Consider the following 13709-nt stretch of genomic DNA (forward strand, 5'->3'; position numbering starts at 1 on the left):
AGTGACGGGAGCCACAGGTTTAACAGGAGCAACTGGAGTCACTGGTACTGGAGCAACGGGAGCTACAGGTCCAACGGGCGTTACCGGATCAAGTGCGATTATTCCATTTGCGTCTGGAGATCCTGTTATCTTGACAACAATTGCAGGCGGACTCGTTGGAACATCCAGCTTAGTCGGATTTGGTAACTCAGCCACAGGCGTCAGTATTTTAGGTGGTATTATTGATTTAACCGGAGCAGCAGGCACCTTACTGAATATGGCGTTCTCTGTTCCGAGAGCCGGAACGATCACATCATTTGCCGGCTATTTTAGTACGACAGCAGCCCTTTCTTTAGTGGGCACGAGTGTTACCGTTACAGCTAGTTTGTTTGCTTCACCGACGCCAAATAACAGCTTTACTCAAGTAGCAAGCGTCACACTAGCTCCAGCCTTATCCGGGATTTTAACGCTGGGTGCTATTGCAAACGGTATTGCGACTGGTCTCAATGTAGCAGTTACACCGCAAACAAGATTGCTTGTTGTATTCTCTGCATCCGCTACAGGACTATCCTTAGTAAATACCGTAGCAGGCTATGCGAGTGCTGGTTTATCAATCACGTAATAAGCACACAGGGATGACTCGATTTTGAGTCGTCCTTTTTTGTTTGAAAGAATTTTCTCTTAACTTAGTGTGAAAAAATGATATCATTTTCTTAGAGTCTATTCGGATGAATCTACTTAAATTAGGGGTTGTGGCGGTGAGGATGGGCAATAGGAAAGTCACTTTACAAACGAAAATTTTGGGGTTAATTATTGGGCTTTTGCTTGTTGTCATTGCGTTATTGACCATTTGTTTTGGTTTTCTGCAGACATCAGAAAGACAGAGGCAAGCTGAACAGCTGGCGGTGCAAACCGCTAGAACGATCTCCTATATGCCGCCAATTAAAATATCGGTGGCTAGAGCAGTGTCTCAAAATGAAGAACAGGCAGTGCTTGAGCAAATGAAAGAGCAAGTCAGAGCCCATTCCGTCTTCATTACCAATCGAAAAGGAAAGGTTCTTTTTCATACGAATCATGAGGATATAGGAAAAACCATCAGCGTATCTGAAGGAAGAAGTACGCTCTTATTTGGAGGAACTTCCATATCGACTAGTGATTCTAATGGTGAAACCGTTGTCAGAGGCAGTGCGCCAATTATGAAAGAAACAGGAGGGCATGAAGAAATTATTGGGACAGTCACCGTTGAATTTTTAAAAAAAGAAATCGACCAAGCGACAGCCCATCAGTTATTAAAGCTTAGCTACATAGCTCTTCTTGTGCTCTTACCTGGGATATTCGGTGCGATTTTTTTAACGAGGAGTATTCGCAAAGATACATTCGGACTTGAGCCGCATGAAATTGCTTCGTTGTATCGAGAAAGAGAAGCGATGCTGCTTGCGATAAAAGAAGGGATCATTGCCTTTGACCGTAAAGGGGCAATTACGATGATGAATACATCAGCTGAACTTATGCTGCGTGTTTCATCTGAACTGCCCCTTCATATTGATCAAGTCTTGCCAAATGCTAATCTTCTTCTCTATTTAAAAGCAGAGACAATTGAACCTAACATCGAAGCCATCGTCAATGATAAAACCTATGTCTTAAATGTGAAAAAAGTGATGCAGGACAATCGAGTATTTGGAGGAATCGTGAGCTTCCGGGAGAAAACAGAGCTGACGAAGCTGCTAGATACATTAACAGAGGTCAGCCAATATTCAGAAGACCTGAGGGCACAAACGCACGAATTCTCAAATAAGCTGTATGCCATTTTAGGCTTGCTTGAGCTGAAGCAAGTCGATGAAGCGATCGACTTAATTAAAGAAGAATATCAACTACAAAACCGTCAGCACGACTTACTTATGAAGCAAATTCGTTCTCCTAAAATACAAGCCATTTTACTGGGCAAGTTAGGGAAAGCATCTGAGAAAAAAGTCCATTTTCATATTGATGAAAATAGCTCATTGGAGCCGCTTCCAGCTCATTTAAGTTTATCTCACTTTATCACCATCATTGGCAATCTTGTAGATAATGCCTTTGAGGCGGTATTAAATAAGGAGAAACGCGAGGTAGACCTGTTCATCACAGATATTGGGTTTGATATTATCATAGAAGTGTCCGATTCAGGTGATGGAGTAGATGAGGAAGAATTGTCACATATTTTCACAAGAGGCCATTCGTCAAAGGGAGAAGGGCGAGGCTACGGGCTAGCGAATGTGAAGGAAGTATTGGACGAACTTGGGGGCTGGATTGAAGTTGCGAACCAAAAAGAAGGCGGTGCCATCTTCACTGTATACATACCGAAAGGCACAAAGGGGGAATAGATGGTGATTAAGGTACTCATTGCGGAAGACGATTTTCGAATCGCTGCCATTCATGAATCTTATATAGAAAAGATAGAAGGATTTCAGGTCGCGGGAAAGGCAAAGAGTGCAAAGGATATGTGGGAGGCGCTCCAAAGGGAACAAGTCGATCTCATCTTGCTTGATGTCTATATGCCTGATGAGCTCGGCACAAACCTGCTCCCGCTTTTAAGAGAACGCTGTCCAGAAGTAGATGTGATCATTATCACGGCTGCAACGGAAACGACGCTTTTAAGAGATGCGCTTCATTACGGAGTCGTTCATTATTTAATCAAACCGGTGACCGCACAAAAGTTTGCACAAGTCTTAACCGAATATAAAGAAAAGAAAGACATCATCAATTCAAAGGATGAAGTCAATCAGACGATGATTGATCTGTTTTTTGGGCAGATGCAGGAAGAGCCAAAACAAAAAGATGATAGAGACTTGCCTACAGGCATCAATTCATTGACCTTGGATAAAGTGAAAACATTGATGGCATCAGAGAATAGCGGAATTACAGCAGAAGAACTCGGAGAAAAGATGGGCGCATCACGCACAACAGCGAGACGGTACGTAGAGTATCTTGTGACAACAGGGGAATGCCGGGCAGAGCTTGCATACGGAATCATTGGCAGACCTGAACGAAAATATTATCCAGCCAAACAAACGGAGTTATAAAAGATGAAAAAGGGAATACTCTTTGTCATCGTGCTCTGCCTTTGTATCACGCTTACCTTTAATGAAAAAGAGGCCGGAGATTCTTTCCTTCAGCAAAGCTCCTTATACATTGTGGTATCAGGTGTACCAGAGGGAGGATTTGACCAAACGGCTCAGGTCATGAAATCAGTGCTTGAACAAGAAAAGCTGGTGCAGCGGCCAGTGAATATCCTTTATCAAAGAGGCGGGACCGTGGACAAAGGATGGACATATATGATGGAGCGGGAAGCCAACTATATCAGTTTAAATTCAAGCTTATTGCTGAGCCGGAATTTGCTTGGTAGCAGTAACGTGACAATGAATGATGTGACACCACTCGCGATCCTTGCAGAAGAGTGGCAGGTCGTCGCAGTCCCTGTGGATTCTCCTTTCTCAAATGGGAAGGAGCTATTAAACACATTAAAGAAGAAACCGGATTCCTTAAAAATTGGATTTGCCCCAGACTTCGGAAATGATGATCAAATCTCGTTCGCTCGGGCAGCCGAAATGGCAGGGATTGATCCATATCGCATTCAATTTTTGAAATTTGACAGTGCAGATGATTTATTTCAGGCGCTCATCGACCATGAGGTGGATGCCGCAACGACCACCTTTACAGAGGTTCGTCATGATTATGAAAAAAAGAGGCTGAAGCTTGTTGCGACCACAACGAATCAGCGTTTAGAGGGCTTTCAAGATGTGCCGACTTGGAAAGAACAGGGCATCCCGCTCATCTTTTCACATTGGCGTGGTGTGATGGGCCCAAAACAAATGAGTCAGCATGACATTCGTGAATGGGATCAGCTTCTTCAAAAAATGACACAAACGAAGTCATGGAAAAAGCAACTAATGCAAAAAGGATGGACAGGTCGTTATATGAACAGCAAAGAGGCAAAGATCTTTATGGAAGATCAATTGAGGCGGTATGAGCAGTTTATCCAAGGAGAACAAGCGGTCGAGTGAGACCGCTTTTTTTATGCAATGTTTTGAACAAAATGAACAAAAAGCATTTATCGACCGAAAAAGAATTAAAATTCATAATATTTACTTCAATTTCAACGTCAGATATGATGACTGAAAGGGTTGGAAATGGGATTCCAATAAATTAATGAAAGCGTATACAATATAAGGGGTGAACAACATGTTAGCGATCTTAGGATTTCTTATGATGATAGTATTTATGGTGTTGATTATGACGAAGCGTATGTCTGTTTTAACGGCATTGGTATTAACACCGATTGCATTTGCTCTTATTGCAGGTTTTCATTTTACTGAAATTTCAGACATGATTGTCAAAGGTGTGCAGCAAGTCGCACCGACAGCGGTCATGATCATGTTTGCGATTTTGTATTTTGGCATTATGATAGATGCGGGATTATTTGACCCGATGGTAGCGAAAATTTTAAAAATCGTTAAAGGCGATCCATTAAAAATTGTCGTCGGAACAGCAGTCCTGACGATGCTTGTGGCACTTGATGGTGATGGGACAACGACGTACATGATTACAACAACAGCGATGCTTCCTTTGTTTACGTTGCTTGGCATTCGTCCGATTATTTTAGCGGGAATTGCTGGAGTTGGTATGGGGATTATGAATACGATTCCATGGGGAGGAGCCACACCTAGAGCGGCGAGTGCACTTGGCGTCGACCCTTCCCTTTTATTTGGACCGATGATTCCAGTCATTGGCGCAGGGGTTTTGAGTATGATTGTTGTGGCATACTTTCTTGGAAAATCCGAAAGAAAACGTCTCGGTGTCATTGAACTCGACCAGCCGATTCATGCAAATGAAATGGCAGCAGCCCTGCAAGATGACATCAAACGACCGAAACTTTGGTGGTTTAACCTGACGCTTACCTTGTTATTGGTGCTGCTTCTTGTATCAGGCAAAGTCAGCTTAACTGTTTTATTTGTTCTTGCATTCTGCGTCGCAATTATCGTGAACTATCCGAACTTGGACCAGCAGCGTGAGCGAATTGCGGCTCACTCAACAAACGTCTTAGCCATTGCGTCGATGATTTTTGCGGCAGGTGTTTTTACAGGTATTTTAACTGGAACGAAAATGGTTGATGAAATGGCGATTTCGATTGTCTCTGCGATTCCAGAGCAGCTTGGCGGCTTTATTCCAGTGATTGTTGCATTAACAAGCGGGATCTTTACTTTCTTTATGCCGAATGATGCATACTTTTATGGTGTACTGCCGATCCTATCAGAAACAGCGGCAGCATACGGTGTCGATAAAATTGAGATTGCCAGAGCCTCTATTATTGGTCAGCCGATTCATATGTTAAGTCCACTTGTTCCATCGACTCATTTACTTGTTGGACTTGTAGGTGTATCACTGGATCAGCATCAGAAATTTGGGATGAAATGGGCTGTACTTGCAGTCGTCGCTATGACCGTCGTGGCGGTTCTCATCGGAGCCATTTCCATCTGGTAAATAAAAGAGTGTCTGCTGTGAGCAGGCACTTTTTTTAGGTCATATTGCTGAGATGCTCGATTCAATCGCCCTATACAAAGACATGTCTGTTCCTCCAAAAGATATATTTTTGAAAAATGCTGACACTTTTGCTGTTTTTTTCTTTATAATGCAAATCAACGAAGGGAGAGGATAGCATGTCCAAACGAAAAGGTACGATTCTTTTTGCTGCATTATGCCTCATAGCAGGAAGTTTGTCGATGGTAAACCCAGCTTCAGCTTATGCCAAAACCCCTTATTATGGAAAAAGTTACGAACAGCCAGTCTCAGTGAAAAAGCTGTACCCTGAGCCTGACGAGACGTTTGATACCCCTGCCTTTCAGAAAAAAGGAGAAGCATTTACGACACAAGAAGAACTTCAAGCATTCTTACGAGACATTGTCCGCAAAAGTCCTTACGCCACCCAGAAACAGATTGGAACATCCATTGAAGGCAGGTCCATCTCGGCCCTGTACTTTACAAAGGATCGCTCCATCACTCCACTTTCAAAAAAGCCAACAATCTGGCTCCAAGCGCAAATACACGGAAATGAACCAGCCTCTGGTGAATCTGCTCTCGTCATTGCAAAACGATTAGCAGGTGAAGAAGGAGAGCGTATACTCAATCATGTCAATATCATCATTGTCCCAAGAATCAATCCCGATGGTTCTTATGCTTTTGACCGCAGACTGGCAAATGGATTGGATGGAAACCGTGATCATATGACATTAGAATCTCCAGAACTGACAGCCCTCCATCAAGAATTTAATCGATACGCACCAGAAGTGGTCATTGATGCTCATGAATACGATGTAGGTCAAAAGCAGTTTGAAGATATCGGCTCATCAGGCGCCCTCAAATATCATGATTTGCTTATCTTATCAGGGAAGAATTTAAACATTCCTGAAAGCATTAGGCTGATGTCAAATGAATTATATGTCAACGGAGTTCGCGAAACGCTGACGAATCAAGGGTTTTCTAACGATTTGTATTATACAAACACAAGAGGAGAGGATGGCAAGATCGACATCTATGAAGGCGGAACGGATGCGCGAATTGGTCGAAATGCCTTTGCACTCTCGCCAGCCTTGTCATTTCTAGTAGAAAGCAGAGGGATTGGAATAGGAAGAGAGGACTTTGTCCGCCGCGTCGCAGCACAAGTCACCACTCATGAAAAAATCATTGAGACTACAGTGAAGCATGCTAAGCAGATCAAGCAGCAAATGGTAACGGAGCGGTTAAAGCTTGTGAAAAAAGGACTTCAATCAAATGATGACGATCAAGTCGTCATTCAAGATGCTTTCAAATCACCTGTTGATGACACGCTGGAAATGGTTGATATTGAGAAAGGACAGACCACCAATGTTCCTGTACGCTTTCATAGTGCGAGCGATGCTGTTCCAGTTTTGACAAGAGAACGGCCGACAGCATATCTTATTCTTCCGGGTCATGAAGGAGTAGAAAGGAAACTCAGAACACTAGGACTAAAAAGTGTCACATTGCCGGTTGGCATGAAGGTGCCGGTACAAGCCTACAAGGTGACAAAACGAGAGGAAAAGAGCAAAACGGATATTCAGCTTGAGACGGAACTCATTGAAAAGAAACGCCAGCTGCCAAAAGGAACGAAGGTATATGTCACGGCACAGCCGCAAACCAACTTGCTGTCACTTGCCCTTGAACCAGAATCAAAGGACAGCTATATGTCATCAGGTTTTATTGCTTCAAAAGCAGGGGATGAACTGCCAGTCTATCGTTACTTGCTTCCTCAAAAGACGTTAGGCATTCAATAAAAAAGGGCTAAAATATCTTTTTAGCCCTTTGTCAAACATCTAGAAGCGGCACAGTGCGTGTCGCTTTTTTATTTTCGTCCAGCTCTTATTTCATCTGTCATGCCTTCATATGGCGCTTCTGCGATAATGGTTTCATCATTCACACCTGCATGATGGATATACGTAATGTCCGCAAATTCTGGGACAACATATTTCGGATAGGTTTCGTATTTCTCACGAGATTCTTTCATGAGGTCGATATAGTCATTTTGATAGCAAACAGTGATATCTGGACGTTCATGCACCCATTTTGGGAAGAAGATGACGCCATGCATGCGTTTTTCTTCAGGCATAAAGTTCAGAGAGACGTCTGTTCCAGTTGGTTCTGTCCAGGAGACTTTGTATACGCCCTTTGTCAGCTTTACAATATTTACTTCTTGATCACGGACCCAGCGTCCTCCAACCATTCCACTGTGAATGCGGTAATCAATGGTGTGATCGTTTTTAATGTAAATCTCATATTCCCAGCCATTTTCATACGTATAAATCATATGAAGCCCAACGAATTGATCCATGTCGATTCCTTCTTTCATTAAAATGATGTTGTTTCAAACATGTCGTGATTTACATGTTTATTTTAAAGTCTATGATATACTATTGTCAAAGAATAAGCGTTGGAGGCACATCCATGAGAGTATTGAAATATGCCATTCTTGGCTTACTAGATCAGCGTGAGCTGACGGGATATGATATCACGAAACATTTTAAGGATTCCCTTGGACAGTTTTGGAGTGCGAAGCACAGTCAGATTTACCCTGAGCTGAAGCGTCTCACAGAGGAAGGGTTTATTGAATTTGATATTCGCATACAAGGGAAAAAGCTGGAGAAGAAGGTCTATCAAATCACAGCGGCAGGAAAAGAAGAAGTGCGTCAGTGGTTAAGAACTAAAGACCCGATTCCGGAAACAACAAAGGATGAATTCATGCTTAAAACATTTTTCATCTCCTCCATGAACAAAAAAGAAGCGGCTGACCTGTTTGCACATCAATTGCTAGAACGCACCAAGAAAGTAGACATGCTAGAACAGAAACTGCATGCTTTAACGGAGGAAGACCCTTCTGCTGAATCGCTGCATTCGGCGCAATTTGGGCATTACTTAGTGCTGACAAGGGCAATTGAAAGAGAAAAAGGCTATGTCCGCTGGCTCCAAAAGACCCTTAAGCGTATTGAAACATCTGCTGTCTAAGGACAATGGTCGGATGATATGATAAAAAATGGTTTGAAACGAGTGAATTTATTAATAGAAACCGCTACAATGGATATATTCGTATTAAAGTGAGGCGAGTATGTTTGAGTAATCAAGAAGCGTTGTGGCATGAAGCAGAAGCTTTTATTTCTGTATGCTATGAAGAATTAAGCAAGTCAAATGAAGAGAAAGCAGCACGTCTGCATGAAATAAAAAAAGAAATTGAGTCTGAAGGTATTTATACTCATACAACAGAGGAACTAGCGCACGGGGCGAAAATGGCGTGGCGCAATAGTAACCGCTGCATTGGCCGTTTGTTTTGGTCGACTCTGCATGTGCATGACTGCCGGCATGTCAAGACAGAGGATGAGGTGAAAGAGGCGCTCTTTCATCATATTGAGTATGCGACGAATGGTGGGAAAATCAAACCGTCCATTACAATTTTTCCCCCAGAGAAAAACAGGCAGAAGGAAGTTGTTATATTTAATCATCAGCTCGTTCGTTATGCAGGCTATGAGACGGAATATGGTATCATCGGTGACGAAGCATCTCTTGAATTAACAAAGTTATGTGAAGCTCATGGTTGGAAAGGGGAAGGTACACATTTTGATCTACTGCCTCTCATGTTTCAGTTAAAGGATGAGCCGCCTGTTCTGTTTGAGCTTCCGAAAAACATCGTCCAAGAAGTTGAAATTACCCATCCTGAATATGAAGGGTTTCGTGATTTAGGACTGAAATGGTACGCGGTTCCGATTATTGCTGATATGAAATTAGAAATTGGCGGTATTCAATACAACGCTGCACCGTTCAATGGCTGGTATATGGGCACAGAAATTGGCGCACGTAACCTAGCAGATGAAAACCGCTACAATATGCTGAAAAAAGTCGCTTCTATTTTAGGACTGGACACGACAAAGAATTCGTCCCTTTGGAAGGACAAAGCCATTGTCGAATTGAATGTGGCCGTCCTCCATTCTTATCGCGAAGCAGGGGTGACCATTGTCGATCACCATACAGCAGCACATCAATTCAAGCAGTTTGAAAAGCAGGAAGAAAAGGCTGACCGCAAGCTGACTGGTGACTGGACATGGCTGATTCCGCCAGTCTCACCAGCTGCTACCCACATCTTCCACAAGCATTACGATAATACGATCGTGAAACCGAACTATTTTTATCAGGAAAAGCCTTATCATGAGACAGAAAAGCCTAGCGAGAGCTAGGTTTTTTTATGATCTTATTCGAAAATCCTTATAATGAGCTAACTCAGTGAGCGGCTCCATCTGCATATCTGTCACTTTGGAAAAAGGACTTCCTTTTCTGACAGTCTTTAAAAAGTCAGTCACCTCTTGCTGCTCACCCTCTATCTTTAACTCGACATGACCTTCATCTGTATTACGTACCCAGCCTTTCATTCCACGATTCATGGCTTCTCCCTGAACAAAATAACGAAAGCCGACTCCTTGCACCCGTCCTTTTACAATGGCGTGATAATGAATCATGATTATCTCTCCTTTTTACTCATCGTACCATAGCCAGTAATGGGTTTTCACGCATCGACTTTGATTTGGTTGTCAAACGATGTAAACTATAATCAATGAGACAACCAAAGGAGATGGCGATCGTGGGACAGAAGAGATACGACATAGAAGGAATCCAAGTGGGACAACCTATCATCACCTATGCGAACGGAAAAGAAATCAAAACAGCCATCAACAAAAGGCGAATTCATGAGCCTGTGTATTTGAGCAGGGTCAATTTTGAGGGAGATGGTCAAGCAGATTTGGTTCATCATGGGGGCCATGATAAAGCGGTCTGCGTCTTTCCATACGATCATTATGCTTACTTTGAGCAATTTTTAGGGGTTCCGTTACAGGAAGCTGCGTTCGGTGAGAATGTGACAGTGCGCCAGCTAGTAGAAACGAATGTGCGTATTGGTGATGTGTTTCAGCTTGGAGAAGCACTTGTTGAGGTGAGCCAGCCAAGACAGCCGTGTGTGAAATTATCTCTTAAACATGGCAGCATGAAGCTTGTAAAGGAAGTGCAGCAAACAGGGTATACAGGCTTTTATTTACGTGTACTGAAAGAAGGGATGGTCCCGCCTGATGCAGCGCTTGTACTAGTAGAAAAAGCGTCTCATCAGATTACGGTCCATGAAGTGAACGAAGTCAAATATCGTCAAACAAGTCCAGAGAGGCTGAAAGCCGTTCTTTCAGTAGATGCCCTAGCAGATGTGGTGAGAAAGTCTTTAGAAAAACGAATTCAGCACATTTAAAAAAGCCGTACATCATTTTAAGATGTACGGCTTTTCAGAGCTTATGAGCTGCGTTTCTTTTGCTCAAGCAGATTTGCAAGGAAATATGTTTTTAAGCTTTGAAGCTTTCTTCCTTCATGCTTGGTCACACCAAGCTTCTTTAATTCTGCGACATACCAGCCTTTGCTACCATAATGCATGATAGAAAACTCCTTTCAATTGAAACTGCCTGCATTGTAACATCTTAAAAAAAGGCGTGAAAAGTGTGCAGGTGTCAAGAAATGAAAACTGATTCTATCTGCCTATGATCCATGTATATGCTGGAAATGATGATTTATGAATTTGGCGGGTTGAGGGTTACGAGGATCATACCGACCGTCATGATCATGATGATAACACCAAGATAGGTCATCATGGATTGTTTTTTCTTAATCCCTACAACCGTTAAGATAATACTTTCGATGAAAAAGATAACACCTATGATGATAAACCACATATCAAATAAGACCCCTTTCGCATATCTTTGCCTATTTTACCACAGGCATTTTTGTTTAGTCATGACAGATTCGTGAAACGGATACGAAAAAAATCCTCTCCATTCAAAGGAGAGGATCGATTGTTTAAAGCTTTGTTAAAATAATCGGTTCATCTTTGGTGATCACAATGGTATGTTCAATCTGTGCGACTAGACTCTTATCTGGTGTTTTAAATGTCCAGCCATCATCAGCCTGATAAATCGATTCAGCATTTGTTGAAATGAAAGGTTCGAAGGCAATAACTGTGCCGTTCTTAAATAAAGCATTATCGAATGGGTCATAGTAGTTTAAAATATGGTTGGGTGCTTCATGCAGACTTTTCCCAATCCCGTGTCCTGTCAGGTTTTTAATGACGGTAAACCCTTTTTCTTTAGCCGTATTGTAGACCGCACGGCCAATTTGGTTTTGTCTTTTACCGGCTTTTGCATGCTTTAATCCTTCAAGGAACGCATCCTCCGCACACTGGCATAATGCTTCAAGGCGATCATCACCTGTACCTAAAACAAATGAAATGCCTGTATCGGAATAATATCCGTCAAGCTCTGCTGAAATATCAATGTTCACGAGGTCGCCCTCTTGTAAAATGGTTTTTTCACTTGGAATACCATGTGCAACTTCATCGTTTACACTGATACAAGTCGTACCAGGGAAATCGTATTCCTTTTCAGGCGCTGAATTCGCTCCATGCTCTTCTAATATTTTTTTTCCAATCAAATCTAATTCTTTTGTAGACATGCCTGGTTTCGCTTGGCTTTTCATTTCTTCTCTTGCCAAAGCGACAATTCGGCCGACCTTTTTTAAGGCTTCTAACTCATGATCATGTTTGACAATCACTGTTCATTCCCGCTTTCTATAACTTCATTCTATTCAATAGCTTACCACATTTTACGCAAAAAGAGTAAAGAGCGGAATCTAAAAGCATGTGGACAAATTGGTATAGATAACTAGATGTGCATATGATATATTTTTTATGAACATCATGAACGATTTGGTCATGATGATGACAAAGGGGGGAGAAATCAGATGGTATTTCAGTTTTTTCAAAAGCTAGGGAAATCATTTATGCTTCCAATCGCTGTACTTCCAGCAGCAGGGATTATATTGGCCTTAGGGCGGGAGGATGTATTCAATATCCCGTTTGTTTATGCGGCAGGGAATGCAATCTTTGCAAATTTGGCTTTAATTTTTGCGATGGGTGTAGCGATTGGCATTTCAAAGGATGGAAACGGAGCAGCAGCATTATCAGGTGCGATCTCTTATTTTATTTTGTCAGCAGGTACAACGTCGATTAACTCAACCAACAATATGGGGGTATTGGGCGGTATTTTATGCGGGCTTTTGGCAGGGTATGTTTACAACAAATTTAAGAATACAAAACTGCCGGAATACTTAGGTTTCTTTAGTGGAAGGCGACTTGTGCCCATTATGACCGCACTTTTCACCATTCTATTAGCAGCCATTTTCGGATATGTATGGCCTCCGATTCAGGGTGTGATCAATGATTTAGGGGAATGGATTTTAAGCCTTGGGGCAACGGGTGCAGGGCTGTTTGGTTTCTTTAACCGATTGCTGATCCCATTAGGGCTTCACCATGTCTTAAATAATTTATTTTGGTTTCAATTCGGGGAATTCAGCGGGGCAACAGGGGATTTAGCGCGATTCTTTAAAGGAGATCCAAGCGCTGGAGTCTTTATGACCGGATTCTTCCCAGTGATGATGTTCGGGCTTCCAGCGGCATGTCTCGCCATGGTTGTGACGGCAAAGCCTGAGAAACGTAAAGCAACAGCTGGTCTGATGATTGGGATGGCACTTACATCATTTATTACAGGGATCACAGAACCAATTGAGTTTTCATTTATGTTTTTATCTCCACTTTTATATGGTGTCCATGCTGTCTTAACGGGTCTTTCGCTCTTTATTGTGAACACCCTCGGGATTCATAGCGGCTTTGCCTTTTCAGCAGGTGCGATTGATTACGTTTTAAGCTTCGGCATTGCGCAAAAACCGATTATGCTTCTTGTAGTAGGAGTCATTTATGGTGTGGTGTATTTTATCGTTTTCTATTTCCTCATTAAATTATTAAAGCTAAAAACACCAGGCAGGGAAGATGATGACATGGAAGATATCGCAGCGGATGATACGGTGCCGGCAAGAGGAGCGAGTATGCTTGTTGAGGGACTTGGCGGGAAAGACAATATCACCGCCATTGATCATTGTGCCACACGACTTCGCTTAATAGTAGAGGATACAGATTTATTAAATGAAGGTACATTGAAAAAAGCAGGTGCCAAAGGGGTACTGACTTCAGGGAAAACATCTGTACAAATCATCATTGGAACGAATGTAGAATTTGTCGCAGATGATCTCCGTAAGGAAGTCGATCGAGATTAAAA

15 protein-coding genes are annotated in these 13709 nt (G+C 42.4%); 10 read left to right on the forward strand and 5 right to left on the reverse strand.

Features of this window, described 5'->3' with window-relative positions:
• The 6 genes from AKG37_RS17155 to AKG37_RS17180 all read left to right on the forward strand — a co-directional run.
• Positions 1 to 601: exosporium glycoprotein BclB-related protein (locus AKG37_RS17155; protein WP_060699932.1), on the forward strand; the 601-nt coding region annotated here is incomplete at its 5' end.
• Positions 602 to 743: 142 nt separating this feature from the next.
• Entirely contained in the window at positions 744 to 2339 is a 1596-nt protein-coding gene (locus AKG37_RS17160; RefSeq protein WP_060699933.1) for a sensor histidine kinase, read from the forward strand.
• A gap of 3 nt (positions 2340 to 2342) precedes the next feature.
• Positions 2343 to 3038: a response regulator gene (locus AKG37_RS17165; RefSeq protein WP_060700043.1), complete on the forward strand. Its 696-nt coding sequence runs from the start codon at positions 2343 to 2345 to the stop codon at positions 3036 to 3038.
• A gap of 3 nt (positions 3039 to 3041) precedes the next feature.
• On the forward strand, positions 3042 to 4019 hold the full coding sequence (locus AKG37_RS17170; RefSeq protein WP_060699934.1) for a tripartite tricarboxylate transporter substrate-binding protein: 978 nt from the start codon (positions 3042 to 3044) through the stop codon (positions 4017 to 4019).
• 178 nt (positions 4020 to 4197) lie between these two features.
• On the forward strand, positions 4198 to 5496 hold the full coding sequence (locus AKG37_RS17175; RefSeq protein WP_060699935.1) for an Mg(2+)/citrate complex secondary transporter CitM: 1299 nt from the start codon (positions 4198 to 4200) through the stop codon (positions 5494 to 5496).
• A 176-nt stretch (positions 5497 to 5672) separates the two neighbouring features.
• Positions 5673 to 7304: a M14 family metallopeptidase gene (locus tag AKG37_RS17180; RefSeq protein ID WP_060699936.1), complete on the forward strand. Its 1632-nt coding sequence runs from the start codon at positions 5673 to 5675 to the stop codon at positions 7302 to 7304.
• A 68-nt stretch (positions 7305 to 7372) separates the two neighbouring features.
• Here AKG37_RS17180 and AKG37_RS17185 read toward each other — a convergent pair whose 3' ends face one another.
• The gene (locus tag AKG37_RS17185; protein WP_008341777.1) at positions 7373 to 7858 is read right to left on the reverse strand and encodes a phenolic acid decarboxylase; all 486 of its coding nucleotides are present in this window, start codon (positions 7856 to 7858) and stop codon (positions 7373 to 7375) included.
• A gap of 113 nt (positions 7859 to 7971) precedes the next feature.
• Between AKG37_RS17185 and AKG37_RS17190 the strand changes: the two genes are divergently transcribed.
• On the forward strand, positions 7972 to 8529 hold the full coding sequence (locus AKG37_RS17190) for a PadR family transcriptional regulator (RefSeq protein WP_060699937.1): 558 nt from the start codon (positions 7972 to 7974) through the stop codon (positions 8527 to 8529).
• Between the two features lie 104 nt (positions 8530 to 8633).
• Complete coding sequence (locus AKG37_RS17195; protein ID WP_060699938.1) at positions 8634 to 9749, forward strand: nitric oxide synthase oxygenase; 1116 nt, start codon at positions 8634 to 8636, stop codon at positions 9747 to 9749.
• 6 nt (positions 9750 to 9755) lie between these two features.
• On the opposite strand, the gene AKG37_RS17200 is transcribed toward AKG37_RS17195, so the two are convergent.
• Entirely contained in the window at positions 9756 to 10028 is a 273-nt protein-coding gene (locus AKG37_RS17200; protein WP_060699939.1) for an acylphosphatase, read from the reverse strand.
• 122 nt (positions 10029 to 10150) lie between these two features.
• On the opposite strand from AKG37_RS17200, the gene AKG37_RS17205 reads away from it, so the two are divergent.
• Positions 10151 to 10801, forward strand: a complete 651-nt coding sequence (locus tag AKG37_RS17205) for an MOSC domain-containing protein (RefSeq protein ID WP_060699940.1) — start codon at positions 10151 to 10153, stop codon at positions 10799 to 10801.
• A 41-nt stretch (positions 10802 to 10842) separates the two neighbouring features.
• Here the strand turns inward: AKG37_RS17205 and AKG37_RS18675 are convergent, their stop codons facing one another.
• The 3 genes from AKG37_RS18675 to map all read right to left on the reverse strand — a co-directional run bounded on the left by AKG37_RS18675 (position 10843) and on the right by map (position 12150).
• Positions 10843 to 10980 carry a YflJ family protein gene (locus AKG37_RS18675; protein ID WP_077233740.1) on the reverse strand — a complete coding sequence of 46 codons (138 nt, stop codon included), beginning with the start codon at positions 10978 to 10980 and terminating at the stop codon, positions 10843 to 10845.
• Between the two features lie 134 nt (positions 10981 to 11114).
• Positions 11115 to 11276: a hypothetical protein gene (locus AKG37_RS19065; protein ID WP_087976421.1), complete on the reverse strand. Its 162-nt coding sequence runs from the start codon at positions 11274 to 11276 to the stop codon at positions 11115 to 11117.
• A gap of 124 nt (positions 11277 to 11400) precedes the next feature.
• Complete coding sequence (gene map / locus AKG37_RS17210; RefSeq protein ID WP_060699941.1) at positions 11401 to 12150, reverse strand: type I methionyl aminopeptidase; 750 nt, start codon at positions 12148 to 12150, stop codon at positions 11401 to 11403.
• Positions 12151 to 12339: 189 nt separating this feature from the next.
• On the opposite strand from map, the gene nagE reads away from it, so the two are divergent.
• On the forward strand, positions 12340 to 13707 hold the full coding sequence (gene nagE / locus AKG37_RS17215) for an N-acetylglucosamine-specific PTS transporter subunit IIBC (RefSeq protein WP_060699942.1): 1368 nt from the start codon (positions 12340 to 12342) through the stop codon (positions 13705 to 13707).
• Positions 13708 to 13709: the final 2 nt, after the last annotated feature.

It is taken from the genome of Bacillus australimaris (assembly GCF_001307105.1).
Lineage (GTDB): Bacteria > Bacillota > Bacilli > Bacillales > Bacillaceae > Bacillus > Bacillus australimaris.